Origin of the sequence: Nocardia sp. NPDC019323, from assembly GCF_044389845.1 — a bacterium.
In the GTDB taxonomy this organism is placed as follows: domain Bacteria; phylum Actinomycetota; class Actinomycetes; order Mycobacteriales; family Mycobacteriaceae; genus Nocardia; species Nocardia implantans.
Genome location: NZ_JBIRYN010000013.1, coordinates 112,732 through 138,983, shown reverse-complemented (window position 1 = coordinate 138,983; position 26,252 = coordinate 112,732). Strand labels below are relative to the sequence as shown.

At 70.2% G+C, this 26,252-nt stretch carries 23 protein-coding genes and 1 pseudogene; 8 read left to right on the top strand and 16 right to left on the bottom strand.

All coding sequences use genetic code 11. The annotated features are described in order from the left end of the window. Positions 1 to 48: 48 nt before the first annotated feature. The 8 genes from ACH49X_RS31660 to zapE all read right to left on the bottom strand — a co-directional run bounded on the left by ACH49X_RS31660 (position 49) and on the right by zapE (position 7,904). Positions 49 to 618, bottom strand: coding sequence for a CBS domain-containing protein (locus ACH49X_RS31660; RefSeq protein ID WP_195078406.1), 570 nt, complete (start codon positions 616 to 618; stop codon positions 49 to 51). A gap of 122 nt (positions 619 to 740) precedes the next feature. Then, positions 741 to 2,264 carry a CdaR family transcriptional regulator gene (locus tag ACH49X_RS31655; protein ID WP_195078059.1) on the bottom strand — a complete coding sequence of 508 codons (1,524 nt, stop codon included), beginning with the start codon at positions 2,262 to 2,264 and terminating at the stop codon, positions 741 to 743. A gap of 288 nt (positions 2,265 to 2,552) precedes the next feature. Then, entirely contained in the window at positions 2,553 to 3,014 is a 462-nt protein-coding gene (locus ACH49X_RS31650) for a hypothetical protein (protein WP_195078058.1), read from the bottom strand. Further along, a complete protein-coding gene (locus ACH49X_RS31645) occupies positions 3,011 to 4,285 on the bottom strand; it encodes a DUF58 domain-containing protein (RefSeq protein WP_195078057.1) in 1,275 nt (424 codons plus the stop codon). The genes ACH49X_RS31650 and ACH49X_RS31645 overlap by 4 nt, the downstream gene beginning before the upstream one ends. Next, positions 4,282 to 5,244, bottom strand: coding sequence for a MoxR family ATPase (locus tag ACH49X_RS31640; protein ID WP_195078056.1), 963 nt, complete (start codon positions 5,242 to 5,244; stop codon positions 4,282 to 4,284). Before ACH49X_RS31640 ends, ACH49X_RS31645 begins: the two co-directional genes overlap by 4 nt. Positions 5,245 to 5,273: 29 nt before the next feature. Next, entirely contained in the window at positions 5,274 to 5,762 is a 489-nt protein-coding gene (locus ACH49X_RS31635; protein WP_357111225.1) for a hypothetical protein, read from the bottom strand. A gap of 34 nt (positions 5,763 to 5,796) precedes the next feature. Then, positions 5,797 to 6,714 carry a DUF4129 domain-containing protein gene (locus ACH49X_RS31630; protein ID WP_323124582.1) on the bottom strand — a complete coding sequence of 306 codons (918 nt, stop codon included), beginning with the start codon at positions 6,712 to 6,714 and terminating at the stop codon, positions 5,797 to 5,799. Positions 6,715 to 6,893: 179 nt separating this feature from the next. Further along, a complete protein-coding gene (gene zapE / locus ACH49X_RS31625; protein WP_357111146.1) occupies positions 6,894 to 7,904 on the bottom strand; it encodes a cell division protein ZapE in 1,011 nt (336 codons plus the stop codon). A 62-nt stretch (positions 7,905 to 7,966) separates the two neighbouring features. Between zapE and ACH49X_RS31620 the strand changes: the two genes are divergently transcribed. Further along, positions 7,967 to 8,539 (top strand): TetR family transcriptional regulator, encoded by a 573-nt coding sequence (locus ACH49X_RS31620; RefSeq protein WP_357111143.1) that lies wholly within the window; start codon positions 7,967 to 7,969, stop codon positions 8,537 to 8,539. Here ACH49X_RS31620 and ACH49X_RS31615 read toward each other — a convergent pair whose 3' ends face one another. The 7 genes from ACH49X_RS31615 to ACH49X_RS31585 form a co-directional block, all read right to left on the bottom strand. Beyond that, on the bottom strand, positions 8,540 to 8,977 hold the full coding sequence (locus tag ACH49X_RS31615) for an NUDIX domain-containing protein (RefSeq protein WP_195078404.1): 438 nt from the start codon (positions 8,975 to 8,977) through the stop codon (positions 8,540 to 8,542). A 105-nt stretch (positions 8,978 to 9,082) separates the two neighbouring features. After that, on the bottom strand, positions 9,083 to 10,258 hold the full coding sequence (locus tag ACH49X_RS31610) for a lipid-transfer protein (RefSeq protein ID WP_195078052.1): 1,176 nt from the start codon (positions 10,256 to 10,258) through the stop codon (positions 9,083 to 9,085). Then, the gene (locus tag ACH49X_RS31605) at positions 10,251 to 10,670 is read right to left on the bottom strand and encodes a MaoC family dehydratase (protein WP_195078051.1); all 420 of its coding nucleotides are present in this window, start codon (positions 10,668 to 10,670) and stop codon (positions 10,251 to 10,253) included. The genes ACH49X_RS31610 and ACH49X_RS31605 overlap by 8 nt, the downstream gene beginning before the upstream one ends. Beyond that, on the bottom strand, positions 10,667 to 11,602 hold the full coding sequence (locus tag ACH49X_RS31600; RefSeq protein WP_195078050.1) for a bifunctional MaoC family dehydratase N-terminal/OB-fold nucleic acid binding domain-containing protein: 936 nt from the start codon (positions 11,600 to 11,602) through the stop codon (positions 10,667 to 10,669). Before ACH49X_RS31600 ends, ACH49X_RS31605 begins: the two co-directional genes overlap by 4 nt. 18 nt (positions 11,603 to 11,620) lie before the next feature. Beyond that, a complete protein-coding gene (locus ACH49X_RS31595) occupies positions 11,621 to 12,859 on the bottom strand; it encodes an acyl-CoA dehydrogenase family protein (RefSeq protein WP_195078049.1) in 1,239 nt (412 codons plus the stop codon). Then, positions 12,844 to 13,908: an acyl-CoA dehydrogenase family protein gene (locus ACH49X_RS31590; protein WP_357111138.1), complete on the bottom strand. Its 1,065-nt coding sequence runs from the start codon at positions 13,906 to 13,908 to the stop codon at positions 12,844 to 12,846. The genes ACH49X_RS31595 and ACH49X_RS31590 overlap by 16 nt, the downstream gene beginning before the upstream one ends. Positions 13,909 to 13,933: 25 nt before the next feature. Next, on the bottom strand, positions 13,934 to 16,087 hold the full coding sequence (locus tag ACH49X_RS31585) for an acyl-CoA dehydrogenase (RefSeq protein WP_357209276.1): 2,154 nt from the start codon (positions 16,085 to 16,087) through the stop codon (positions 13,934 to 13,936). A 145-nt stretch (positions 16,088 to 16,232) separates the two neighbouring features. Between ACH49X_RS31585 and kstR the strand changes: the two genes are divergently transcribed. The 5 genes and pseudogenes from kstR to ACH49X_RS31560 all read left to right on the top strand — a co-directional run bounded on the left by kstR (position 16,233) and on the right by ACH49X_RS31560 (position 23,178). After that, positions 16,233 to 16,874: a cholesterol catabolism transcriptional regulator KstR gene (kstR, locus tag ACH49X_RS31580; protein WP_195078046.1), complete on the top strand. Its 642-nt coding sequence runs from the start codon at positions 16,233 to 16,235 to the stop codon at positions 16,872 to 16,874. 226 nt (positions 16,875 to 17,100) lie between these two features. After that, positions 17,101 to 19,674, top strand: coding sequence for a trehalose-phosphatase (gene otsB / locus ACH49X_RS31575; RefSeq protein WP_195078045.1), 2,574 nt, complete (start codon positions 17,101 to 17,103; stop codon positions 19,672 to 19,674). A 159-nt stretch (positions 19,675 to 19,833) separates the two neighbouring features. Beyond that, on the top strand, positions 19,834 to 20,715 hold the full coding sequence (locus ACH49X_RS31570; protein ID WP_195078044.1) for a metal ABC transporter solute-binding protein, Zn/Mn family: 882 nt from the start codon (positions 19,834 to 19,836) through the stop codon (positions 20,713 to 20,715). A 4-nt stretch (positions 20,716 to 20,719) separates the two neighbouring features. After that, a pseudogene (locus ACH49X_RS31565) lies at positions 20,720 to 21,580 on the top strand (metal ABC transporter ATP-binding protein); the annotation flags it as partial. Between the two features lie 761 nt (positions 21,581 to 22,341). Then, complete coding sequence (locus tag ACH49X_RS31560) at positions 22,342 to 23,178, top strand: metal ABC transporter permease (protein WP_397071654.1); 837 nt, start codon at positions 22,342 to 22,344, stop codon at positions 23,176 to 23,178. A 105-nt stretch (positions 23,179 to 23,283) separates the two neighbouring features. Here the strand turns inward: ACH49X_RS31560 and ACH49X_RS31555 are convergent, their stop codons facing one another. Next, positions 23,284 to 23,679, bottom strand: a complete 396-nt coding sequence (locus ACH49X_RS31555; RefSeq protein ID WP_195078403.1) for a RidA family protein — start codon at positions 23,677 to 23,679, stop codon at positions 23,284 to 23,286. A 100-nt stretch (positions 23,680 to 23,779) separates the two neighbouring features. Here ACH49X_RS31555 and ACH49X_RS31550 point away from each other — a divergent pair, with 100 nt between their 5' ends. After that, positions 23,780 to 24,754: a WYL domain-containing protein gene (locus tag ACH49X_RS31550; RefSeq protein ID WP_357209275.1), complete on the top strand. Its 975-nt coding sequence runs from the start codon at positions 23,780 to 23,782 to the stop codon at positions 24,752 to 24,754. Positions 24,755 to 25,025: 271 nt separating this feature from the next. Next, complete coding sequence (locus ACH49X_RS31545) at positions 25,026 to 26,198, top strand: acyl-CoA dehydrogenase family protein (RefSeq protein WP_195078041.1); 1,173 nt, start codon at positions 25,026 to 25,028, stop codon at positions 26,196 to 26,198. Positions 26,199 to 26,252: the final 54 nt, after the last annotated feature.

Below are 26,252 nucleotides of genomic sequence, written 5' to 3'. Positions count from 1 at the left end.
ACGGGGTATGCGTGGGTCATCGTCGACTCCAGAGCTGGTTGGTGGGGGTCAATGCTCAGCCGCAGCGGGTGTGAGCGCGATGCTCGCGGTACGGATGCCGGGCACGGTGCGGGTCAGGGCGACGGCGATGCGTCGTTCGGATTCGTCGGCGAACCGGCCGGAGACGGTGGCGTCGCCGTCGTCGACGGTGACCTGCCAGCGCCGCGCGCCGCGGTATTGATCGAGCAGGCGCTGCGCATCGGCCGCGAGCGCGTCGTCCGGGGTGAGCATGAGCCGAAGCGCGTCGCCGCGGCTGAACATGCCGACCACGCGGTCCTCGGCGTCGACGACCGGCAGACTGCGTAGTCCGTGGGTCACCAGCCTGCTCATCACCTCGGCCAGTGCCGCGTTCTGGGGCAGGGACACCGCCGGCGTAGTCATCACCGCGCCGACCGCGTCGTCGAGTTCCCCGGACCGCAAGAGGTCGCCGCTGGTGAGCATTCCGATGAGGCGGTCGTCTCCGTCGAGCACGGGCAGCGCCGCGTACCGCAGTTCGGCGAGCATCAGCGCCGCCTCGCGCGCCGTGTCCTCGCGCCGGACGGTGGTGACCGGTCTCCGCATCACCTCACGTACCTGCATGTTCCTCACTCCGATACCTCCTTCCTGGCTCAACCCCATGGTGGCGTGGCGGCGAGGCGATCGGTTGCGCTGATCGGACAATCGGAGGGCGGAGATTTGTGGCGCAGGCACAGCGGGCCGGGTCAGTCGGTGTCGGCGACGGCGAGTTCGATCATCATGGCGAGACGTTTGCGGGGATCGTCCAAGCCGAGGTCGGTCACCTCCGCCATCTTCCGCAACCGGTTGCGGACGGTGTTCTCGTGCACGCCGAGCTGCGCGCTCGCCTGGGCGGAGTCGCCCTGCGCCTGCAACCAGGCGCGCAGCGTAGCCACGTACTGGGTGGAGTGCACGCGATCGTGGCGCCGTAATTCCGACACCGGCCCCCGCGCCGGGGTGCGTCCGGAAAGTCCCGCGGTGCGCAATCGCTGTAGCAGGATTTCATCCCACGACTCGTCGTAGGCGGGAGGCGCGGCCGCCGCGGGCCGGGCCTCGTGCAGCGCCATGCACTCGTCGGCTTCTCGGCGCGCCGACGCCAATTCCGTGGCCCGCGCGAGACCGCTGACGCCGGCCGCCAATGTCATCCCCACGGGCAGCGCGTCCTGTAACTCACCGACCCAGCGGCGTGCCGCCGCAGCGGAATCAGCGGGGAGCACGGTGTAGACGGTGTCGCCGACCAAGGCGCTGCGGGTCGAACGGGACCAGCCGAATCCGGTCGTCGCTCGCTCGAAGATCAACAGCAGCGCGGCGTGCCGCTCGTCCGCGCTTCGATCCCGCAGCGCGATCACCCGCAGGTTCTCCGGCGCCAGCCCGAGTCTGCTGGCCACCGTCGCCGCGTCCGCCGCGCCCTCCAGTAGACGGATGACCAGATCGGCTTCCACCTGACGCTCGAGGTCCGCGCTGGCCCGCGACCGCAACAGGTGCAAGGCCACCGTGCGCGCACCGTCGGCCAAGGCCGCGCGCCGGGCCCCGCGCAACGGCGCCGGGCACGACACCCATACCGACCCCAGCAGTTGCCTGCCCACGCGCACGGCCACCACCATCCGCCCCGTCACACCGCGTTCGACGTCCGGGGCGACGAACAACGGCTCGTCCGAGGCGGCCAAATGCGCGAAGACGCCGCGCGCGTCGAACAGTGCCCGCAACCACGGCGGCATCTCCCTACCGAGGATCGTCTCGACGCGGGCGGGATCGAGGTGCTGCTTCGGCTTCGAATACGCCAGCACCCGAGACCGCCGGTCCTCGATCGTCACCGCACCCCCGACAGCGTCGGCCACGCTGTCGGCCAAGGCGAACAAATCGGTCGGGCCGCGACCGGCCTCGGTCTCGCGTCCTTCCAGCACCAACCCGTAGACCACCGCGGCCAGCTCGCTCCATGCCACCGCGGGATCGACCACGAGCACCGCCACGCCATCGATATCCGGCTCGTGCTCGGTCTCCGCACCCCCACGAAAGAGCGCGACGACAGCACCCGCCGACACCGCCCATTCCAGCACCTCCGGCACCGAGCGCGCCCCGATTCCCAGCAGTACGTCGCCCGCTTCCATGGGGTCCTCATCGGCCCCGTGGATCACCACGCTGCGCAGTCGGGTGGACCGGGGCACCGAACCCAACCTCAAGCGGATTCCGTAGCCACTCAGCACATTCGCCAGCCGGTCCAATGTCACCACGAGCCGCTCCCGCGCCAAGCCCGCGGCGCTGCGCCATCAGGCGACCGACGCGACCCGCGGAAGGTCGTTGACGTGGTGGTCGTTCGATCGAACTCGGCGAACGTCATAAGACCTCCCGCGGTTGTCCATCTCCTCGATCACGCCTGCGGAGCCTCAGCGGGGGGCGACCTCGGCCGTCGGGGCCGCCCTCGCACTACCGAACGGTACGCGCACGTCCGTGCGGCCTTCGCGGTTCATACCGGCACGGTTTCGGCCATGGTCTCGTCTCCGAGGGCTGTCGCCTCGGCGTCAGACTTCGCCCGACGCCGGAAGTTCGCGGTCGCCGCGCCCGCGCCGGGCGGCCGCGCCCTGAATCACCAGGGCGTACAGCAGCAGCACGAGCACCGGTGCGGCCAGCGGAGCCCAGGCCAGGCGCAGTGGGACGAGAGCGGCGACGACGGCGACCGCCGTGAAGCCGACCGCGCCGGTCACCGACGGGATCGTGGTCGGCACCACGCCGTGCGGCGCGGTCACCGTCGCGGCGTTGAGCAAGTAGGTGGTGGCCACCAAACCCGTTGCGGCGGAGGCGAGCACACCGGCGTCGGCGATCGCGAGCACGGCCAGCGCGAGCAGCACCGCGCAGACCGCCAGCGGCCGCAGCCACCAGCCGAGCGCCACGAAGACCATGGCGGGGATGGCGATCCACGGCTCCAGCAGCGCCACCGACGCCACCAGCAGCACGCCGGAGAGAACGGCGAGGAATCTGGTCATCGGCGCACCCGTACGGTCCTGCGGTGCTCGGGCAGCACCCGCATGATCTGGTCCAGGCGCGTGTCTTCCGGCCACGCCACGATGTCGACGCCGACGGTGCCCATGTCCCGGTACATCGCCGCGCGCTCGAGCTGCCACATCTTGGCCAGGATCGGATCGAGATCCTCCCGGAACGGCGTGCCGCGCAGCACGTCCACCACGACCACCACGTGCCCGCGCTTGCGCAGATCGATCAGCGCGAGGGCGAACTGGGTGTCCAGCAGCGTGGAGAAGGCCACGACGATCGCCCCGAGCGGCACGGCCGCGTGCGGCGCGAGGGTGCCGGTGGTCGGGATGTGCTCGTCGCCGACGTCGAGCACGGTGTCCACGATGCGGTAGAACTGGCGGCGGCCGATGTCCGGCCGCAGCCAGCGCGGCGCCTGGCCCAGGCACACCACCGCGGTCCGGTCGCCCGCCTGCAACGTCGACTGCACCACCTGCGCCGCGCCGCGCACCGACAGCTCCAGCGAATCGGTCGCCGGTCCCGGCGCCTGCTGCGAGGTGTCCACCAGCACCACGACGTCGGCGGATCGGTTGGTCAGCCGTTCGGTGACATACAGCCGCCCGCGCCGCGCGCTCACCGGCCAGTTGACGATGCGCAACTGGTCGCCGGGGGCGTAGGCGCGGATGTCGGCGTACTCGACGCCGGGACCGTGCCTGCGGGTCAGGTGGGTGCCGAGCCGCTCGGGCAGCTCGGTCCGGGGCAGGCGCATCCGCTGCGGATCGGTGATCGGATACACGAACAGCTGCCCCGCGGGCAGCACCGCGGTGGCGACGGCCAGCCCGGCGGGGCTGAGCGCCGATACCCGAACCGAGATCGGATAGCGCCCCCACCTGCCCGCCGAGAGCGCGAGCCGCAACCCGGCCGGCGCGATGCCGGAATCGCTGGCCTCCTCGACCTGCATTTCCAGCCCGCTCGAGTGCTCCGGTTTCAGGCGCAGCAGCGCGTGCCCCTTCTCCACGAAGGCGGCGACGGTGAGCGTCACCTCCTCGGTCTCGAAACAGCGCAGCGTGCCGCCGCCGTCGACCTGGATCCTGGTCGAGGACTGCTGCCACGGCGCGGTGGCGAGCACGCCGAGCAGCGGCGCGGCGAACACGAGCAGTTGCCACCGGCCGAGCACCACCGCGAGCACCAACGCCGCCGCGGCGCATCCGGCGAGCATGAAGACCAGCGGCGCGGGTCGCCACCGCAATTCGGCGTCGACGGCGGAGCTGGCGTCGCGGTGCCTCATGTCACGGTGGCGCGCGGGACCGGCAGACGGCGCAGCAGTTCGGTGATGACGTCCTCGCCGCGGATGCGGCGCACCCACATCTCCGGCCGCAGCGTGATCCGGTGCGCCATGGCCGGCACCGCGAGCGCCTTGACGTCTTCGGGGATCACGTAGTCGCGGCCGAGCAGCAGCGCCCGTGCCCGCGACATCTGCACCAGATCCAGTTCCGCGCGGGGGCTCGCGCCGACCTCGACCTGGGGGTGCCCTCTGGTCGCCGACGCCAGCGCGACGACGTAGCTCACCACGTCCGGGTGCACGGTCACGTATTCGACGGATTGCCGCATCTCCAGCAGGCCGTTGGCATCGACGACCTGGTTGACCTGCGGCTGCTGCGCCCCGCGCTCGAGCCTGCGGCGGATCATCTGCGTCTCGTCGTGCTCGGAAAGGTAGCCCAGCCGCAGCTGGATGGCGAAGCGGTCGAGCTGGGCTTCCGGTAGCGGATAGGTGCCCTCGTACTCGATCGGGTTGTCGGTGGCCAGCACGATGAACGGTTGCGGCAGCACGAACGTCTCGCCGTCTATGCTGACCTGTCCTTCCGCCATCGCCTCCAGCAGCGCGGCCTGCGTCTTCGGCGGGGTGCGGTTGACCTCGTCGGCCAGCAGCACGTTGGTGAACACCGGCCCTCGACGGAAGGTGAACCGGCCCGAGGACATGTCGTAGATCGTGGAACCGAGCAGATCCGCCGGCAGCAGGTCCGGGGTGAACTGCACCCGGGTGAACTGCAACCCGAGCGCGGAGGCGAACGATCTCGCGATGAGCGTCTTGCCGAGGCCGGGTAAGTCCTCGATCAGCACATGCCCACCGGACAGCACCGCGATCATGATCAACTGCAACTCGTCCTGCTTGCCGACCACGACCCGGGACAATTCCCGGAGCACGGCCTCGCTGCGCTGGATGGTCACGTCCATCGGCATGGTCATGTGTGTACCCGCACTTGCCTCAACCCATTTCACATTCTCTGCAGGCGGCTCAGGATCTCGTCCAGCGCCGCACGTCCCGGTGCCCTGCCGGCTTGATCACGAAGGGCCGAATTGGCCGGGTCCACCCAGCGCCACAGCTCAGGCCCGAACTGGTGGATGCCCGCCGCCTCGACCGCTCTGCGGTTCTTCGCCACCCGCTGGCCGCTGGACAGCTCGAACTCCTTGGCCAGCAGCGGGCGCAGGTGCCGGTCCCAATCGGCACGGCTGCCGTCCGCGCGGTCGGCGAGCATCTGCGCCCTGGCGTGCCAGCGCCGCAACATCTCCGCCGGGCCGTTGTCCATGTCGTCGATCGCGTCGGCCTCCCCGGCCTCGGCGCGCTCGAGCAACGACCAGATCAGCCAGCCCAGCGCCACCGCGACCGGGATACCGGCGACGATCAGCAGCAGCCCGCGGGCGCGCTCGACAGCGACCAGCTCGATCACCGCGATGACGATCACGCAGGTGATCACCACCCCCATCCGATTCACGCGACGTCCTTTCTCACCCGGCCGGTCACGCGGGCACCTCCCCTTGCAGATCGGCGAGCACGATGCGCAGCAGTTGCTCGGCGCGCATGCGCTGCCATTCGAGCATGGCGTGCGGGCTGAACCTGGCCTCCTCGAACAGGGCGACCAGCTCACGGGCGGACGCGTCGTGCAGCGCGCCGCGTTCGAACGCGCGGGCCAGCACTTCCATCGGGGTGTCCGAGGCGAGCGGGGCGGCGGCGCGGTCGGAGGCGAGGCCGCGTTCCATGGCGACGTAGCAGGCGATGATCGCGGTGCGTGGGTCCTGGCCGGGTGCGTTCATCGCGGCCAAGCCCATCTCCGCCGCGCGGGCCAGCGAGTCCGCCACGGTGGGGGTCGGCGCGGCGGCCTGCGCCGGCGCCGGGGCGGGCCTGCGCCGGGACGACACCGCGACCACGACCAGACCGGTCATCGCCACCGTCACCAGGCCCGCGGCCGCGATTCCGGCCAGCACCAGCGCCGTGCCGGTCAACTCCGCCGACCTCGGCTCGGTTTCGGGGGGCGGCGGGGTCCCCTGCACCGGGGCGGCGCCCGTGGTGGTGGCGGGCGCGGCCGGGCGCGCCGGCTCGCTCGGCGTGCCCGCGCCGATGAAGTAGATGGCCGACGCCGCCGCGACCAGAACGCCGAGCAGCGCGAGCGCGCCAAGCAGCGCCAAACCCGTGCGCCCCAGCCGCCACTGCCTGCGCTCGTCCGCGCGTTCGGGCTCCGGCATGGCCAGCGGCAACCGGTGCTGGCTCGCGATGACGCCCGCCAGCAGGATCACGATCGACACGGTCAGCAACACCGGCATGAGCGCGACCGACAAAGCCGACGGAACCTGCCTGCGGGACTCGGTCTCGCTGATTCCTGGGATGTATCCGTGCAGGGCGATTGCGGCAAAAGCCAGCAGCGTGATCAGCACGATCACGCGCGATATCGGCGCTCGCGCCCGGACCACTGCGTTACCACCAAATCTGAGTACTCCACAAAACAGCCACATAGTTACATGCCGGGCGGTCCGCTCGGGATGGAATGGAATACTTCGCAGTCCTTCCTCTTGAACCGCAACTGGATGGGGAGGCGACGGGCCGGCCGACGCCACGGTGACTACCGGGCGATATCGGGCGGGGATTGGGACAAAGCACAAAGCCGGCTCGTCAAACGTGACATATCCGGCACTTCCCGTACGTCCCGCACCAGCTCGCCGAGCGTCGAAGACGCGATGACGGTGAGTGCCCGATCAGCGTCGGAGAGCACGTCGACGGCGTTGACGAAACGCATCACCCAGTCGGGGGGAACTGAACGCAGCGGCGGCACATCTCGGATTTCCCAGCACGGAAATCGTTGGGCCAGGGCAACATAATCCGCGGCGGAAGTTGGAGTCCCGCACAATACGGCGAAGTCGATGACGAGCGTTCCACCATCGGCCGCAATGGCGCGCAAACTTCGAGCACCCTCTGATATCTCGACAATCGGCTCGGTTTCCCGTTGTGTCGCAGCTTTATTCTGGGCTGCGGAAGCCCATGGAACGCTGGCTGCCGTGTGACACGGGGGCGCCACGACGTACCGCCCTGAGGCGAATCCAGTTGCAGCTCTATGGTTATTGATGGCGCGATAGTCGGTCGCGCCGTCCACGGCCACGACGTCCAAGTCAGCGAGGATTCGCTCGATGGCCGGCACGAACCTGTCGTGGAACAACGGGTTCGGCAACAACTCGGCGGGCGGGTAGTTCGATGTCACCACCAGCGTGACGCGGCGGGCGAACAGCGCGTCGAGCAACCGGGCGATCAGCATCGCGTCGCCGATGTCGTGCACGTGGAACTCGTCGAAGCAGACCAGTACCGCGTCACCGAGCAGCGCGTCCACCGCGGCATCGATCGAGCCGGACGCGTGCGCCGCGGCGTGCAGGCTCGCGAAGAACTGGTGAAAGTGATAGCGGCGCTTGCGTCGCGATGCCACCTCGGCGAAGAACCGGTTCATGAGCATGGTCTTGCCGCGCCCGGGTCTGCCGTGGAGATAGACGCCCCGGTGACGCCGGACCGGCCTGCCGCGCCGATCGACCAATTCGCGCAGCCGCGCCGCCGCCCGTGCTTGGTCGGCATCCCACCGGATTTCCATGGCACCTCCTGATCCTCTACATTTGTAGAGGATCAGTAGGCCGACAGCCAGGAAGGGTGATCATGTCCACAGACGACCGGCGCGCGCTCCTCGCCGACACGGCCATCGAACTGATCGCGACCCGTGGCCTGCGCGCGCTGACCCACCGCGCGCTGGACACGGAACTGGGCCTGCCCGCCGGGTCGGCGTCCTACTACTTCCGCACCAAACGCGCGCTGATCGAGGCCGTCGTGGACCGGATCACCACCCGCTCCCGCGACGATTTCGCCGCCGCCGCACTGACCCCGACCGCCGCGGCGCAACCGGCCGCGGACGCGATCGCCGCCTGGCTGGACCGGCTACTGGCGCAACGGCGCGCTCACCTGATCGCTCGACATGCTCTGCTGATCGATCTGCTCGACGATCCCGACCTGCATCCGCGGCTGGTGCACAGCTTGTTCTCCATCGCCCGCGCCCGCGAGCTGTTCCACGCCATGGGCGCGCCCGATCCGGACACCAGGGCCGAGGATTTCGTCGCCGTCATCGAGGGAGCCGTCTTCGACCGCTTCGCGGGCAACCGCTCCCGCTTGCGGCCGGGCACACCCGAGAGCGTCCGGCAACTCGCCCGCGTCCTCGCGACGCAGTTGCGGGTGTGATCAGCTCGGCCAGCCCCGCTGGCTGTAGGTCACGCCGGTGAGATAGCCGTCGATGCCCGCCGCCGGATACGGGATGAGCGTTTCGGGGAGGTTCCCGAGCGGGAACCACCGCAGCTCGTAGGACTTGTCGGGCTCGCGGTTGACCGGCTCGCCCGACCAGCGGCGCGTCCGGAAGAACAACCCGACCCTTGCCTCTCGCCCGGGCTCGACGACATGCGCGGAATGGACGTGCCGCAGATCCGCCGGATCGATCACCACGCCGACCTCCTCGCGCGCTTCGCGGACCACCGCGGCGAGCACCGACTCGCCCGCCTCCAGCTTCCCGGCGGGCAGATGCCACAACCCGTCGAACTCGTCCGCGCTGCGCCGCCTGCTCAGCAACAGATCCGCGCCGCGCAGCAGCAACACGTGCACATCCACCACATGTCGGGCCACCACCTGCCCCAAGCTACGCGCCACCTCGCACACCGGAAGCACACCCGTCCGCCCTTCGCACTCGCCGTGACGGGCGCGAAGGGCGGACGCGAGGGTGCATGACCGGCCTCAGGCGGTGAGGACGAGCCCCGAGGTCGGCACGCCGGTGCCCGCGGTGACCAGGATGTTGGTCAGGCCGGAGACCGGGTTGACCGAGGCGCCGCGGATCTGGCGCACGGCTTCGGCGATGCCGTTCATCCCGTGGATGTACGCCTCGCCCAGCTGGCCGCCGTGCGTGTTGAGCGGCAGGCGCCCGCCGACCTCGATGGCGCCGTCGGCGATGAAGTCCTTCGCCTCACCCCGACCGCAGAACCCGAGTTCCTCCAGCTGCATGAGGACGAACGGAGTGAAGTGATCGTACAGGATCGCGGCCTGCATGTCCTGCGGACGCAACCCGCTCTGCGCCCACAGTTGCTCGCCGACCAGGCCCATCTCCGGCAGACCGGTCATGGCGTCGCGGTAGTAGCTGGTCATCACGTACTGGTCGGCGCCGGAACCCTGCGCGGCCGCGGCGATCACGGCGGGCCGCTGCGGCAGGTCGCGAGCCCGCTCGACGCTGGTCACCACGATCGCGACGCCGCCGTCGGACTCCTGGCAGCAATCCAGCAGATGCAGCGGCTCGGCGATCCACCGGGAGTTCTGATGGTCCTCCAGCGTGATCGGCTTGCCGTAGAAGAACGCGGCCGGGTTCACCGCGGCATGCTTGCGGTCGGCGACGGCCACGCGGCCGAAATCCTCGCTGGTGGCCCCGTAGACGTGCATGTAACGCCGGGCGACCATGGCGACCTGCGCGGCCGGTGTGCCAAGCCCTTGCGGATAGGACCAACCCGCATCGATGCCCGATGAGGTGGGCGCGGTGGCCAGTGCCGTGGAGAACTGCCCGAACCGCGACACCGACCGCTCGTTGAACGCGCGATAGGCCACCACCACGTCCGCGACCCCGGTCGCCACCGCCATGGCGGCCTGCTGGATCGTTGCGCACGCCGCACCGCCGCCGTAGCCGATGTGGCTGAAGAACGTCAGCTGCGGAATGCCGACCGCCCTGGCCACGGCGGCCTGGGTGTTGGTGTCCATGGTGAACGTGGTCAGGCCGTCCACGTCGGCGGGCGTCAGGCCCGCGTCGGCCAGTGCCGCGGTGACCGCCTCGGCGGCCAGGCGCAGTTCGCTGCGCCCGGAGTCCTTGGAGAAATCGGTGGCGCCGATGCCGACGATGGCCGCGCGACCGGAAATCGGGTGCTCAGACATCGGCCCTCCGCAACGCGATGACGGCCGTGGCCGTGATGTGGTCGCCGAGGCTGTCCTTGCCGACGACGTCGATGTGGATGTCCTCGCCGTCCAGCGCGGTCACCGTGCCGGTCAGCGTCAGCGTGTCCCCCGCGTACAGCGGCACGCCCAGGCGCAGCGCGATCGACTTGACGACGGCGCGCGGGCCCGCCCAGTCGGTGACGAAACGCTGTACCAGGCCCGTGTCGGTGAGGATGTTGACGAAGATGTCCTTCGAGCCGCGGGCCACGGCCTTGTCCCTGTCGTGGTGCACGTCCTGGAAATCCCTGGTGGCCAGGGCGGTGCTGATCACGAACGTGGGATCGGCGTGGATCGCCAGCTCGGGCAGCACCGTGCCGACGCGAACGGCATCCGGTTCCACGGTGGCGCTCACGAGACCACCTGCCACACCGGCAGCGTGGCCTCGTCGTCGAGCTTCTCGAAGCCCACTTCGACCGGCAGGCCGATCCGCACTTCGGCGGGGTCGATGCCGCGCAGTTCACCGAGCATGCGCACGCCTTCCTCCAATTCGACCAGCGCCACCACGAACGGCAGCCGCCGCCCCGGCACCTTCGGCGCGTGGTGCACGACGTAACTGAACACGGTGCCGCGCCCGGAGGCGACGACGTAGTCGGTCGGTTTCGATTTGTCCTGCCAGATGGCCGGAATGGGCGGGTGCCGCAGCGAGCCGTCCGGCAGCCGCTGGATGCGCAGTTCGCCCGCTTTCGTTCCCTCCCAGAAGAATTCGGTATCCCAGGAGACCAGCGGCTTGACCCGCGCACCTTCGGCGGCTTTCGGCGCGGCGGTGCCCGGAGCGAATTTCAACAGCCGGAACAGCATTTCGGCGACCACCTCGTCACCCACACGCCAGGTGGTCTGGAAGGTGACGAACCACCCCTCGCCCAGGGCTGTGCGCTTCGGGCCGCGGATGTCCGCCAGTGTGCTGGTGACCGATACCTGCTCACCGACCCGGAGGTAACGGTGGTAGGTCTGCCGGCAATCCGTCGCGACCACGGAGGTGTATCCGGCGGCGTCGAGCAGCTCCGTGGCCGCGCCCATCGGATCGTCGGCGGGACGGGACCCGTTGAGCCCGAACATGGTCCACACCTGGGCCATGGCGGGCGGCGCGACGATGCCGGGATGTCCCGCGGCGCGCGCCGCCTCCTCGTCGACATAGATCGGGTTGGCATCGCCGAGCGCCTCGACCCAGTTGTTGATCATCGGCTGGTTCACCGGATCACGCCCGAAACGGGGGGCGCTCGCACCCGCCGCCTTGATGGCTTCTGCTGCGGCGACGATCGCTTCCGGAGTAGTGGTTTCCGGCACGCGCGGCTCCTTCACTCGTTATCGGGGTACTCGCGGCAACCGCAGACCGGAGGAGGCGACCAGCTCGCGCATCACCTCGTTGACGCCACCGCCGAAGGTGACCACGAGGTTCTGCTTGGTCCTGCGGTCCAGCCAGGTCAGCAGCTCGCCGGTGGCCGGGTCGGCCGGGTCGCCGTAGCGGCCGACGATCTCCTCGGCGAGCCTGCCCGCCTCCTGGAGCGATTCGGTGGAGTAGACCTTCGTCGCGGACGCGTCGGCGATCACCTGGGCCTGATCGCCGTCCACACCGGCGGCGGGAGCGCCGGGCCCGGAGGCGGTAGCGGAGCGTGACCACGCAGGGCCCTGCGACCGCCGCCCATCAGACGCGGCGGCGACCTGCCAGTTCAGCAGTTCGTTCAGTCGCACCATGGCGCGGATGCGGCCGAGCGCGCGGCGCACGTCCGGTTCGGCGAGCACGCCGCGCGGCTGCGCCCAGTCGCGCACCCGGTCGTAGAGCTGCTCGATCTTGCCGGAGGGGCCCAGGCTCACCCGCTCGTGGTTGAGCTGCGTGGTGATCAGCTTCCAGCCCCGGTTCTCCTCGCCGACCAGCATGTTCGCCGGGACGCGCACGTTGTCGAAATAGGTCGCGTTGGTGTGGTGGGCGCCGTCGCAGGTGATGATCGGCGTCCACGAGTAGCCCGGGTCGGTCGTGTCCACGATCAGGATCGTGATGCCGCGGTGGCGCGACTCGGTGGAGCCGGTGCGGCAGGCCAGCCAGACGAAGTCGGCCTCGTGCGCGCCCGTGGTGAAGATCTTCTGCCCGTTGACGATCCAGTCCCCGGACTCGTCGCGCACCGCCGATGTGCGCAGCGCGGCCAGATCGGTGCCCGCCTCCGGCTCGGAGTAGCCGATCGCGAAATGAATGTCGCCGGAGAGGATTCCGGGCAGGAACCGCTGCTTCTGCTCGTCGGTGCCGAACTGCTGCAAGGTGGGTCCGACGGTCAGCAGCGTCACCAGCGGGAGCGGGACGTCGGCCCGCACCGCCTCGTTGAAGAAGATCTGCTGCTCGACCGGCCCGAAACCCTGGCCGCCGTACTCCTTGGGCCAGCCGACGCCGAGCCAGCCGTCACGACCCATCCGGCGCACCACGGCGCGGTAGGCGTCGCCGTGCCGGTTCACCGCCATCTCGGCCTCCTCCTCGGGAGTCACGAGGTCGGCGAAGTAGGCGCGCAATTCGTCGCGCAGCCTGCGCTGCTCGGTGGTCAGGTCGATGAACATCTGGCCCCCAATCGGTCGAGCCGGAACGACGCGCCGCCGAGCCAGCGAGCGATGTCCTTGGCTTGTGAGTAGTAGCGATGCATCGGGTGGGTCACGTCGACGCCGAGGCCGCCGTGCAGGTGGTGGCACTTCTGCATGGCCGCCGGCAGTTCCGCGGTGACGGTGTAGGCGAGGATCTCCAGGTCGTCGTCGGTGCGCTCGCGGTGCTCCCGGCTCGGGTCGTCCTGCGCCAGCGCCCAGTTCGCCGACACCGCGGCCACGTGCAGGGTCCGCGAGACGACGTACAGGTCCGCGATCTGCTGGGCCACCGCCTGGAACTCCGCCAGCGGCCTGCCGAACTGATGCCGGGTGCGCAGATGCTCGGCGGTGAGCGTGATCGCCCCCTTCAGCAGTCCGTCGGCCACCGATCCGATCGAAGCGAGCGCCAGCCGGTGCAGATCCGGAAGACCGACCGGCCACAGCTGATCGGCCGGGATCTCCACCTGGTCCAGCCGGACCGTGTACTCCGGGATGCCGCCGGAAACGGGCGTCGGCGTGCGGGTCAGGCCCGCGGCGTGCGCGTCGACGACGGCGATACCGGCGTCGGTCGGCACGAGCAGCCAGCTCGCCTGCTCCGCGTACGGCACCGCCACCTTGTGCCCGGTGAGGCGCACCGTGTCGCCGCTGAGCACGGCGGTGGTCTTCGGCTCGGGCGTGAACGGCGCCGCCGGTTCGCTCAGCGCCGCGGTGAGCACCGCACCCTCGGCGACGCCCGGCAGCACGAGCGACTGCACGTGCTCCGGCGCGCAGGCCACCAGCGGCAGCACACCGAAACCGAGCGTCGGCAGCGCGGGCACCGCGACCGCGTCGGTGGCCAGCTCGGTGAGCAGCGCCGACACCTCGAGCAGCCCCATGCCGTCGCCGCCGAACTGTTCCGGCAACGCGACCACGAGCAGGCCGGAGTCGGCCAGCTTCGGCCACAATCCCATGTCGCGCGCCGGTTCGCGCTCCAGCAAGCTCACGACGACCTCGGCCACCGCGTCCTGGCCCTCGTCCCTGGTGAAGTCCACGCTCGTCTCCCGATCGACTGTAGGGCTAGCTGTTCGCGTCACGCGGCAGCCCCAGAATGCGCTCAGCGGCCACGGTGAGCAGGATCTGCTCGGTTCCGCCCGCGATCGACAGGCAGCGGGTGAGCAGGAACTCCGTGGTCACCTCGCAGTCCTGCGCGCCGAGCGGGCCCGCCGCCTCCGCGGCGAATTCCGCGACCGCCTGTCGGTGGCGCACGCCGACCAGCTTGCGCACGCTGCTCTGCGCGCCGGGATCCCCGCCCGCGAGCATCTTCACCGCGGCGCGCTGCTCGAGCAGCAGGCCCGCGATCGCCTCGGCCACGAAGCCACCGAGCCGGTCGTTCACCAGCTCCGTGCCGGGGCCGGTGGCGGGCGATTTCGCGATCAGCTCTTCGAGCACGGGACCGATGCCGTTGCCGCCCATGGCGACCCGCTCCGTCGACAAGGTGGAGCGGGCGATCTTCCATCCGTTGTTCAGCGCGCCGACCACGCAGTCGTCCGGCACGAACACATCGTCGAGGAAGACCTCGCTGAACCGCGCCTCACCGGTGATCTGCACCAGCGGGCGCACCTCGAGCCCGGCGCTGCGCATGTCGACCAAGAAGTACGTGATGCCGCGATGTTTGGGCGCGTCCGGATCGGTGCGCGCCAGGCAGATCGCCCAGTTCGCCTTGTCGCCAAGGGAAGTCCACACCTTCTGCCCGCGCAGCACCCAGCCGCCGTCGGCTCTTTTCGCGGTGGTGCGCAGCGCAGCCAGGTCGGAGCCCGCCTCCGGTTCGCTGAACAGCTGGCACCAGACCACCTCGCCGCGCAAGGTCGGCCAGGCGAAGCGCTCGATCTGCTCCCGCGTCCCGTGCTGCAACAGCGTGGGGATCGCCCAGCCGCCGATGGCCAGGTCCGGCGCGGTGAGCCCGGCGCGGCGCAACTCCTCGGAGATCATCAGGCCGGTCATCGGGTCGGCGGCGCGTCCGTACGGCCGGGGCCAATGCGGCATGACCAGGCCCGCGTCGACCAGCGCGGCGCGCTGGCGATCGGCGGGCAGCGCCGCGATCCGCGCGACCTCGGCGGCCAGTTCGTGCGCGCTGTCGCCGTCCACGGCGGCCACGCCCTCCTCGGCGAAGACCCGGTCGGCGCCGGTGGTCCGCCGCAGGCCCCTGCGGGTCAGCTCGGTGACCCTGGCCCGCCAGCGCGCCGAACCGCCGAGCAGTTGGCGCAAGGCCGTGGCGCGGCGCAGATACAGGTGCGCGTCGTGCTCCCAGGTGAAGCCGATGCCGCCGAGCACCTGGATGCAGTCCTTGGCGGTCTCCACCGCCGCGTCCAGGGCGATGGCGGCCGCGATGGCGGCGGCGATCGGCAGTTCGGCGCCGCCGTCGTCCACGGCAGCGGCGGTGTCGGCCGCCACCGCGCGGATGAGTTCGGTGCGGCACAGCATCCACGCGCAGATGTGCTTGACCGCCTGGAACGAACCGATTTTGCGGCCGAACTGCTCGCGCACCTTTGCGTACTCGACGGCGGTCTCCAGGCACCAGCCCGCGAGGCCGGACAGTTCGGCGGTGACCAGCGCGACGAGCAGGTCCGCCGCCGCATGCGGCGCGACGAAGACGCGTTCTGCGGGCACGCGCAGGTCGGCGCAGTGCACCCGCGCCAGCGGCGTGCTCGGGTCGAGCGGCGCGAGCGCTTCCACTCGCAGGCCATCGGCGTCGGGCGGGACCAGGCACCACCGCTGCCCCTGCGGTTGGTCGATCGGCAGCAGCACGGCGGTGCCGGGGGCTGCGCCGAGGACGGAATCCCAGGTACCCGTGAGCAACACGCCGTCGCTTGCGGCGGGTACGCTCACCGTCGAACCGACGACGAAGTCGAGCGCGACACCGCACGGCAGGTCCTCGTCGAGCTGTCCCGCGGTGATCAGATTGGCCAGAGCCGTCGCGAGCACAGGGCCGCCGACCAGATCGTGCGCCGCCTGCTCCACCAGCACGGCCAGATCGGAGACCGACCCGCCCGCGCCGCCCGCGTCCTCGTCCACCGCTACCCGGAAGATCCCGATCTCGGCGAGCGCGGGCCAGTAGGCGCGCCAGAAGTCGGCCGCGCCGGCCCGCATTGTTGCAATCGGACGGACCGAGGCGGCCCACCCGCGCATCGACTCCTGAACGGCTTTATGCTCGTCAGTGGTGGCGATGGTCACACTCCATACCGCCTTTCCGGCGTGACTCCCACACCTAGAACATGTTCTAATATCCTAGCCGGGCGGAAGTCAAGACACCATCGCCGCCGCGGCCGCACCGCGCACGTAGCCGACCAAACGACGTTTCCGGAAAGGACTTTCATCAATGGCCAGTCCGTCCCGATCGCAGCCAGCCGACCCGAGCGCGGCCAGGCCGGTCACCACGCTCAGCGAGGACGAGCTGAGTTCGGCGGCGCAGCGCGAACGGCGTAAGCGGATCTTGGACGCCACCTTGGCGCTCGCGTCCAAAGGCGGTTACGACGCGGTGCAGATGCGGGCGGTGGCCGAACGCGCCGACGTCGCGGTCGGCACGCTGTACCGCTACTTCCCGTCGAAGGTCCACCTCCTGGTCTCCGCGCTCTCGCGCGAGTTCGAGCAGATCGAGGGCAAACGCAAGCCGCTTGCCGGGCAGTCCCCGCAGGAGCGCATGCACCTGCTGCTCACCCAGATCACCCGGATGATGCAGCGCGACCCGCTGCTCACCGAGGCCATGACCAGGGCGTTCATGTTCGCCGACGCCTCGGCCGCCGCCGAGGTCGACCGCGTCGGCAAGGTGATGGACCGGGTCTTCGCCCGCGCCATGAACGACGGCGAGCCCACCGAACGCCAGCTGGCCATCGCCCGGGTGATCAGCGACGTCTGGCTGTCGAACCTGGTCGCCTGGCTGACCCGGCGCGCGTCGGCCACCGACGTCACCGAACGCCTGGAACTGACCGTCGACCTCCTGCTGGGCGAACGCAACCAGTAGACTCTTGCGCGCCCGGCCACCAACCGGGCGCGAAAGGCCCGCTGGGCTGCGACGAAGCTCACCCGCTCGGATACCGTTGCCGTTAGCTGGGCAGATCTACCGGACACCGGTTCAGGTCGTGCGTTATCGTTCGCACGCGAACCGGCGCGCTTCTGTGCGGCAAATTCAACACAGTATTGTTTTGCCCGCCCCCTGAAAAAACTCCTCCGATCACTAGGTTGGATGCGTGAGCGCACAGGATCTGCCACTGGAACTTCGCCGTGCACTGTCGACGGTCGCGCGCGTGCCACGGCTGCTGGTCGCATCGGACTACGACGGGACACTCGCGCCCATCGTGTCCGACCCGACCAAAGCCTTCCCCCATCGGGAATCGGTGAGCGCGTTACGAGCCCTCGCCGGCCTGACCGGGACCACTGCCGCCGTGATCTCCGGCCGCGCGCTGCGAGATCTCGCGGCGCTGTCCCGTCTGCCCGTCGAGGTGCAACTGATCGGCAGCCACGGCTCGGAATTCGACGTGGGCTTCGTGCACGCGATCGACAACGACGCCAAGCATCTGCTCCAAGAGGTGCAGACGTCGCTGAATCAGATCGCCGCGGACAACCCCGGCGTCACCGTCGAGATCAAACCGGCCAGCGTCGCGTTGCACGTGCGCAACGCCAGCCCCGAGATCGGTCATCGCGCGCTGTCGCAGGTCCGGCTCGGTCCGGCGTGCTGGTTCGGCGTGCAGGTCACCGAGGGCAAGGCCGTCATCGAACTGGCCGTGGTGCAGACCGACAAGGGCACCGCGCTCGACACCGTCCGGCATCAGGCGGGGGCCTCGGCGGCGGTGTTCTTCGGTGACGACGTCACCGACGAGAAGGCGTTCCGCGTGCTGTCGGGCCCTGACGTCGGCATCAAGGTCGGCGACGGCGAGAGCCTGGCCAAGTTCCGGGTGGACAGCACCGAGGCCGTCGCCTGCGCGCTGGCCTACCTGCTGGAGGAGCGCCGCACCTGGCTGGCCGGCGCGAGCGCGCCGCGCATCGAGCGGCTGACCATGCTGGCCAGCCCGCGCTCGGTCGCGCTACTCACCCCGGACGCCACGGTGACCTGGTTCTGCCACCCCGAGCCCGATTCGGCCGCGGTGTTCGCGCACCTGCTCGGCGGTCCGCAGGGCGGGCACTTCACCATCGAGCCGGAGCGACCGGGCCTGCCGCTGTCGCAGCGCTACGTCGACGGCACGATGACCGTCGAAACCCGTTGGGCGAAGCTGCAAGTCACCGACTACCTGCCGCACGACGTGGCCCCCACCCGCACCGACCTCACCCGGGTGATCACCGGCGACGCGAAGGCCGTGGTCACCTTCGCCCCCCGTCCCGAGTTCGGCCAAGTGCCGGTGAACCTCGAAGCCCAAGAGGGCGGGCTGCGGGTGTACGGCACCAACGACCCGATCGTGCTGCGCTCCCCCGGCGTGCGGTGGGAGATCGTCTCGGATGGCACCCACGAGTCGGCACGGGCCGTCGTCGATCCGTCCAAGGGTCCGGTCGTGCTCGAGTTGCGCTGCGGCACCGCTGATCTCGACCCCTCCCCGACCAGTGAGGCGGACCGGCGCCGGGAGGCGGAGCGGTACTGGTCGGACTGGGCGAGCACGCTCACGCTGCCGCCGCTCAAGCCCGACCTGATGAAGCGCTCCGCGCTGACCCTGCGCGGACTGGTGCACGCGCCGTCCGGCTCGATCCTCGCGGCCGCCACCACCTCGCTGCCCGAGGACATCGGCGGCGTGCGCAACTGGGACTACCGCTACTGCTGGCTGCGCGACGCGGCGCTGACCGCGCAGTCGCTGGTCTCGCTGGGCTCGCTCGACGAGGCCGAGAACTACCTCGGCTGGGTGCACCGGGTGCTGGAGACGTTGCCCGGCCCCGAGCGGCTGCACCCGCTGTACACGCTGTACGGCGAGACGCTGCCGCCGGAGGCCTCGATCGACCAGCTACCCGGCTACGCGGGCTCCCGCCCGGTGCGCGTCGGCAACGCGGCCAACATGCAGGTCCAACTGGACGTCTTCGGTCCGATCGTCGACCTCATCGCCACCCTGGCGCACGCGAGGGAACTGCGCGGCGTCACCGATCCGGCCGACGTGCTGCCCGACGCCGACTGGGAGCTGGTGTGCGCCATGGTCTCGGCGGTGCAGCGGCGCTGGCAGGAGCCCGACCACGGCATCTGGGAGATCCGCGGCAACCCGCGCCACCACGTGTACTCCAAGGTGATGGGCTGGCTGACCGTCGACCGGGCGCTCACCCTGGCGCAGAAGTTCGATCGCGAGGCCGACCCGTCCTGGCCGCTGCTGCGCGACACCATCGCCGACGAGGTGAAGGCCAAGGGCTGGAACGACGAGGTGCAGTCCTACACCGCGGCCTACGACGGCACCGACCTGGACGCGGCGACGCTGCACATCGGGCTGAGCGGGCTGATCGACCCGTCCGACCCGCGCTTCGCGGCGACGGTCGTGGCGACCGAGGCCGAGCTGCGCAGCGGCTCGACGGTGTACCGCTACCACCACGACGACGGCCTGCCCGGCGGCGAAGGCGGGTTCCACCTCTGCGCGGCCTGGCTGGTGGAGGCGTACCTGCTGATCGGGAAGCGCTCCGACGCCGAGGCGCTGTTCGCCCAGCTGGTCGACGTGGCCGGCCCCACCGGGCTGCTCAGCGAGGAGTACGACCCGGTGGCCGAACGGTCGCTGGGCAACCACCCGCAGGCCTACAGCCATCTCGGTCTGTTGCGCTGCGCGCAGCTGCTCGGACAGCCGGTGGAAGCCGCGCTGGTCTGACCGCACGCAAGGCGAGGGCCCGCGAACGAGGAATCGTTCACGGGCCCTTCGCGTTCGGCTCCCGCGCGAGCGTCGCATCCGGTCGTTTGACGGGCCCTGCTAGAGTTAAACGGGAACGATTTCCATTATGATCTAGAGCACGGCCAGGAGTACCCCCACGTGAGAACCCGATTCGCCATCAGTTGCGCAGGCATCGCCGTGGGGGTCGTCTCCGCCCTGACGCTGAGCGCCTGCTCCGGCTCGAACGACGACGGGCGGCCTTCGGTCGTCGCGTCCACCGACGTCTGGGGCGATATCGCCGCCGCCGTCGCGGGACCCGACGCCGCCGTTCGCGCGCTGATCACCGACCCCTCCGCCGACCCGCACTCGCACGAGACCTCCGCCGTCGAATCGGCCGCGCTCAGCGATGCCGACCTAGTGGTCTACAACGGCGGCGGTTACGACGAGTTCGCCGAGAAGGCGGTGGCGGGCACCGGCAAGCGCACCGTGGACGCGTTCGCCCTGCGAGCGGACCAAGGCGACGACAACGAACACGTCTGGTACGACGTGCGCACCGTCGACGTGGTCGCCGACCGGATCGCCGCCCAGCTCGGCGAACTGGACCCGGACAAGGCCGCGGCCTACGCCGAACGCGCGACGACGTTCAAGAACCGGCTCGCCGCGGTCACCGCCATCACCGGCAAGCTCGCCGCCGAGCACCCGAGAACGCCGGTGCTGCAGACCGAACCCCTGGCGCACTACCTCGTGGCCGCCGCCGGAGCCGACGACCTGACGCCGCACGAGTTCCAGGAAGCCATCGAGCAGGAAACCGACCCGGCCCCCGCGGCCGTCGCGGCGACTCAGGACCTGCTCACCGGCAAGCGGGTCCGCGCCCTGATCTACAACGTGCAGACCGAGGACAAGATCACCAAGGACCTGCGCGGCACCGCGCAGCACGCGGGCGTCGCCGTCGTCGAGGTGACCGAGACCCTGCCCGACGGCGTGGATTACATTCAGTGGCAGACGAAGAACGCGCAGGCGCTGGCCGCCGCGCTGGGCTGAGCAGATGAACAAGGGAGCCGCGCTGACCGAGCACGCCGACGGGGTGGAACGGCGATCGACCATCGGCGACGACGCGGCCGCGGTGCGCCTGGCGGACGCCCGCTTGTCGTTCGGCGACCGAACGCTCTGGGAGGGACTGGATCTCACCGTCGCGCCCGGTGAATTCGTCGCGGTCCTCGGGCCGAACGGATCGGGCAAGACCTCGCTGCTGAAGGTGCTGCTGGGCCAGGTCGGCCTGACGGCGGGCACGGCGCGGATCGCGGGCTCTCCCGCCCGCGCGGGCAATCACGACATCGGCTACATACCGCAGCAGAAGACGATCGACGCCGGGGTGCAGTTGCGCGGCGTCGACCTGGTCGGGCTCGGCGTCGACGGGCATCGCTGGGGGCTCGGGCTGCGCTCCCGCGCCGAACGCAAGCGCAAGGTGGCCGCCGCCATCGCCGACGTGGGCGCGGAGCGTTTCGCCCACGCGCCGCTGGAGTCCATGTCCGGCGGCGAGCAGCAGCGCCTGCGGGTGGCGCAGGCGCTGGTCGGTGATCCGAAGGTCTTGCTGTGCGACGAACCGTTGCTGAGCCTGGACCTGGCGAATCAACGGCTGGTCGCCGAGCTCATCGATCGCCGCAGGCGCACCCACGACACCGCGGTGCTCTTCGTGACGCACGAGATCAACCCGATCCTGCCCTTGGTGGACCGCGTGCTGTACCTGGTCGACGGCCGGTTCCGGATCGGGACACCGGAAGAGGTGATGACCTCGGCGGTGCTGTCGGAGCTGTACCGCACCCAGGTGGATGTGCTGCGGGTCCGCGGGCGCCTGGTGGTCGTCGGCACCGGCGACACCATGGACGCGCTGGGCACAGCGGGCGGCCACTGCCACGGCCCGGCCGGCGACGAGTTCCCCCACGGCGACCCGGCAACGGTGGACGACGCAGCCACCTCGTCCGCCACATCCGCGGCGGAGCCGCTCCCCGCCGCACCGACCTCGGCGCATACCGACCTCACCACTCCCCCCGCGACCTCCTCCGCCTCGGGAACCAGCACTCAGAGCGACCGGTCGACAGCTCACCCGGCACGCAACGGCGACGCACCGGCCGAACCGACACCGGCAGCGTCGCCAACCGCGACCGGCCAGTCCTCCGACCCCGACGTGCCGAGCCACGACTCGCCCCTCGAACCGACGACGCATGAAGCGCCCTCGCCCGAGCCGCCACCGGCCATCCCGGCGAACGGCAAGTCGGAAGCCAGCACGCGCCGCCCCCCGATAGGCAACGACGACGCGCCAGCCGAACCGACCCCGACGGCCTCGACGACCGCCATGCGCCGCTCCTCTCACGCCAATGTGACCGGCCACGACTCGCCGCTGCTCGAACCGGCGACGCATGAGGCTGCTTCGCCTGAGCCGACACCCAGCAGCCTGGCAGCCGCCGCGGAGACATCGGCCATCTCGGCGAACGGCGACACTGCCACCGGCGATGTGGTGTCCGACCGCTCGATCCACGGCAAGGGCACGGCCTCGGCATCCCATGCTTCGGGGGACCATGCGCAGGGCGACGGCGACCGGCCGTCCACGGAGCCCGAGCAGAGCGGAGTGCCTTCGTGACCGACAAGCTCACCGGCGTCCTCGGCAAGATGCTGGACTTCGGCACCACGGCGAACCTGCTGTCCTACGGTTTCGTCCAGCAGGCGTTGCTCGCCGCGGCTCTGCTGGGGCTGCTGTCCGGTGTGATCGGCCCACTGATCATCAGCAGGCAGATGTCGTTCGCCGTGCACGGCACCAGCGAGCTTTCGCTGACCGGCGCCGCCGCCGCGCTGCTGGCCGGTGTCGGCGTCGGCCTCGGCGCCATCGCGGGGTCGGTGGTGGCGGCGGTGTTGTTCGGCCTGCTCGGGGCCCGGGCGCGCGAACGCGATTCCGTGATCGCCGTGGTGCTCTCGTTCGGTTTGGGACTCTCGGTGCTTTTCCTGTGGCTGGGCCCGGATCGCGCCGGATCGAAATTCTCGCTGCTGACCGGTCAGGTGGTCAGCGTCGGCAACAACGGGCTCGGCCTGCTCGCCGTCTGCACCGCCGGGGTGATCGCGGTGCTCGCCTTCGTCTACCGGCCGCTGCTGTTCGCCAGTTCCGATCCGGAAGTGGCCGTGGCCCGCGGTGTTCCGGTGCGGGCGCTGTCCATCGTGTTCGCCGTCCTGCTCGGCATCACGGCGGCGTTCGGCGTGCAGATCGTCGGCGCCCTGCTGGTCCTCGCCCTGCTGATCACCCCGGCCGCCGCGGCCGCACAGCTCACCGCGGACCCGATCCGGGCGACCGTGCTCGCGGTGGTGTTCGCCGAACTCGCCGCCGTGGGCGGCATCCTGTTGTCGCTCGCGCCGGGCGTCCCCGTCTCGACGTTCGTCACCACGATCTCGTTCCTGATCTACCTCGCCTGCCGCCTGCTCGGCACCCGCAATCGCGAACTCGCCCGCGTCCGCTGAGCGCCACATACCCATCGTCCGGGTCGTGACACCAGGTCACCTGGCAACATCCACCTTCCCGCCCCTCGTGCCGGTCCGCTCGGCACGAGGAGCGGCGAGGCCGCGTCACGCGACGGCGGTGCCCTCGAGTTCGACCATCTGGCCGGGGATCGCCAGCCGCGTCACCCCGAGCATCGTGGTGGGCGGTGCCACTCCGGCGGCGCCCAGCCGCGACGCCAGCACACCGTAGTGCGGGAACAGCAGATCGACGTCGGTGGTGTAGACGTTGAGCCGAACGAGATTCGCCAGCGACATGCCCGCCTCGGCGAGCACGGCCTCCAAGTTGTCGAGGCTCAGGGCCAACTGCGCCGCCATGTCACCGTCGTGCTGGGGCTTGCCGTCGCGGCTCATCGCGGTCTGCCCGGAGCAGTACAGCGTCCGGGTGTGCCCGGAGACGACCTCACCCTGGTGGAAACCCATCTCCGCCGCCCACGTCACCGGGTTGACCGCCGTTCGTTCCACTGCCACATCAGCTCCCATCGATCCATCGCGAATTCGTACGCCCCTGAGCCTCCCAACAAATCACGACATCCTCGGTCAGGTATTCCGGTAGGTTTTTCGCATGCGCGCCGACCGCTTGGTCTCGCTGGTGCTGCTGCTGCGTCAACGCGGTCGGTTGACCGCGGACGCGCTCGCCCACGAGCTGGAGGTATCCACCCGCACGGTGCTGCGCGACATCGAAGCCCTGTCCGCTGCCGGCGTCCCGGTCTACGCCGAACGCGGGCGGCACGGCGGCTTCGCGTTGTTGCCCGGGTTCCAGACCGAACTCACCGGCCTGAACCACGACGAGGCCCTCGCCCTGCTGATCGCCGGAACACGGCGCGGCGCGCGGACATTCGGCCTCGGCTCGGCGCTCGCCTCGGCCATGCTGAAGGTGGTCGACGCACTGCCCGAAAGCCATCGGGCCATCGCGAGCGACGCGGCGCAGCGGTTGCTCATCGACCCCGAGACCGACCTCCTGTCGCGCCGGCTGGTTGCCGAGGAGGTGCCCGACGCCATCGTGACCGAGATCCGGCGCGCGGTGTTCGCCGGCCACAAGCTGCGCATCCACTACGCGGCTGTGGACCAGACCCCGATGTGGCGCACGGTGGATCCGATCGGCCTGGTCACCGCGCGCGGCCAGGGCTACTTGCTGGCCATGAGATCCGGCGCCGACCGCACCTACCGGCTGTCGCGGGTGCTGGCCGCCGAGGAACTCCCCGAACCCGCGCAGCGACCGGACCGGGTCGACTTGGACCGGGCCTGGCAGGAACACAGCACGCGGTTCCGGATGGGCGGCGACCAAGTCACGGTGCTGGTACGGGTCGACCCGGCTCGGCGCGATGCGCTGGTGAGCACCGCGCTCACCGTCCGTGCCGAAGAATCCGACGCCGACGGCCGACTGCGGCTGGAGGTGACCTTCCAGGATGCGCGACATGCCGAATGGGCGCTCTGGGAGCTCGCCACGGATGCGGAAGCCCTGGCCCCACAGTGGTTGCGCACCTCCCTCCGAGATCGCGCCGCCGCGATCGCCGCCCGCTATGGAGAGTCGTCCTGAGAGTCGGCGCGCACCCCTCGGCTGGGGGCTGGCCACGTCCCGCACTCCTGGGTATCCGGCGGACAGTGCCCCAGGGGGAATCCTTCAGTGTGAGGGGAAATTCTCGCGGCGGCCCTTACACCCTCTCCGGCGACGCCGAGACCAGCGGATGTCGGCCCAGCTCAGGACTCACCCCGGTTTCACCGAGCCAGTGATGGCAGCCGCCTTCAGTCATACCAGGATGCTTTCGTATGCTCGACCCATCGCGCCCCCGAACGAATGGTGACCAACGATGATCGACTTCGCGATTCCCGCCGACCTCGCCGCCGAACGCGACCGAGTGCGCCGCTTCGTCATCGACAAGATCGTCCCCTACGAGCGCGACCCGCGCCTGACCGCGCACGGCCCCACCGACGAGCTGCGGCAGGAACTCGTCGAACTCGCACGCGCCGAGAAGCTGCTCACCGTGCAGGCCCCCGAGTCGCTCGGCGGACGCGGGCTGACCCACATCGAGCAAGCGGTGATCTACGAGGCCGCGGGCTGGTCCACGCTCGGCCCGGTCGCGATGAACTGCGCGGCGCCCGACGAGGGCAACATGTTCCTGCTGTCCAAGGTGGCCGATCCCGACCAGGTCCAGCGTTACCTGGCCCCCGTGGTCGCTGGCCATCAGCGCTCGGTCTTCGCCATGACCGAGCCCGACGGCGCGGGCTCCGACCCCGCCCAGCTGTCCACCGGCGCCACCTTCGACGGCGAGAACTTCACCATCAACGGGCGCAAGTGGCTGATCACCGGGGCGAACGGCGCGAAGACCTGGATCATCATGGCGCGCCTTGCCGCCAACCCGCACCTGCCCGAAGGCCCCACGCTGTTCCTGGCCGACGGCGACCAGCCCGGCATCGTCATCGAACGCACGATGAACACGATGGACCGCAATTACGTCGCCGGACACGGTGTGGTCCGCTTCGACAACCTGGTCCTGCCCAGGGAGGCGCTGCTCGGTGAGGCGGGCCAGGCGTTGCGCTACGCCCAGCTCCGGCTCGCTCCGGCCCGCCTCACCCACTGCATGCGCTGGCTCGGGGCGGCAGAGCGGGCCCAGAGCATCGCTGTCGAGCACGCGCGCACCCGCACCGCGTTCGGCAAGCCGATCGGCGAGCACGAAGGCGTGTCGTTCATGCTGGCCGACAACGAGATCGCCCTGCACCAGTGCAGGCTGACCATCTGGCACGCGTGCTGGCTGATGGACAACGGCGAGAAGGCGCGGCACGAGAGTTCGATCGCCAAATCGTTCGTCTCGGAGGAACTGTTCAAGGTCGCCGACCGGTGCGTGCAGGTGCTCGGCGGCATCGGCATCAGCGACGAGACGGTGGTCGAGATGATCTTCCGCGACATGCGCGCCTTCCGTCTCTACGACGGGCCGACCGAAGTGCACAAGTACGCCATCGGACGCAAGGTGCTGCGCGGATAGCGGAGGACTTTCGGCCCCGGGTCAGGTCAGCGCGCGTCGGCTAACATCCTGTGG

Coding starts and splice junctions, on each gene's coding strand:
- ACH49X_RS31660 (WP_195078406.1), bottom strand. CDS start 618: ATGCAGGTACGTGAGGTGATGCGGAGACCGGTCACCACCGTCCGGCGC.
- ACH49X_RS31650 (WP_195078058.1), bottom strand. CDS start 3,014: ATGACCAGATTCCTCGCCGTTCTCTCCGGCGTGCTGCTGGTGGCGTCG.
- ACH49X_RS31645 (WP_195078057.1), bottom strand. CDS start 4,285: ATGAGGCACCGCGACGCCAGCTCCGCCGTCGACGCCGAATTGCGGTGG.
- ACH49X_RS31640 (WP_195078056.1), bottom strand. CDS start 5,244: ATGACCATGCCGATGGACGTGACCATCCAGCGCAGCGAGGCCGTGCTC.
- ACH49X_RS31635 (WP_357111225.1), bottom strand. CDS start 5,762: ATGGGGGTGGTGATCACCTGCGTGATCGTCATCGCGGTGATCGAGCTG.
- zapE (WP_357111146.1), bottom strand. CDS start 7,904: ATGGAAATCCGGTGGGATGCCGACCAAGCACGGGCGGCGGCGCGGCTG.
- ACH49X_RS31620 (WP_357111143.1), top strand. CDS start 7,967: ATGTCCACAGACGACCGGCGCGCGCTCCTCGCCGACACGGCCATCGAA.
- ACH49X_RS31610 (WP_195078052.1), bottom strand. CDS start 10,258: ATGTCTGAGCACCCGATTTCCGGTCGCGCGGCCATCGTCGGCATCGGC.
- ACH49X_RS31595 (WP_195078049.1), bottom strand. CDS start 12,859: ATGTTCATCGACCTGACCACCGAGCAGCGCAGGCTGCGCGACGAATTG.
- kstR (WP_195078046.1), top strand. CDS start 16,233: ATGGCCAGTCCGTCCCGATCGCAGCCAGCCGACCCGAGCGCGGCCAGG.
- ACH49X_RS31560 (WP_397071654.1), top strand. CDS start 22,342: ATGCTGGACTTCGGCACCACGGCGAACCTGCTGTCCTACGGTTTCGTC.
- ACH49X_RS31550 (WP_357209275.1), top strand. CDS start 23,780: ATGCGCGCCGACCGCTTGGTCTCGCTGGTGCTGCTGCTGCGTCAACGC.
- ACH49X_RS31545 (WP_195078041.1), top strand. CDS start 25,026: ATGATCGACTTCGCGATTCCCGCCGACCTCGCCGCCGAACGCGACCGA.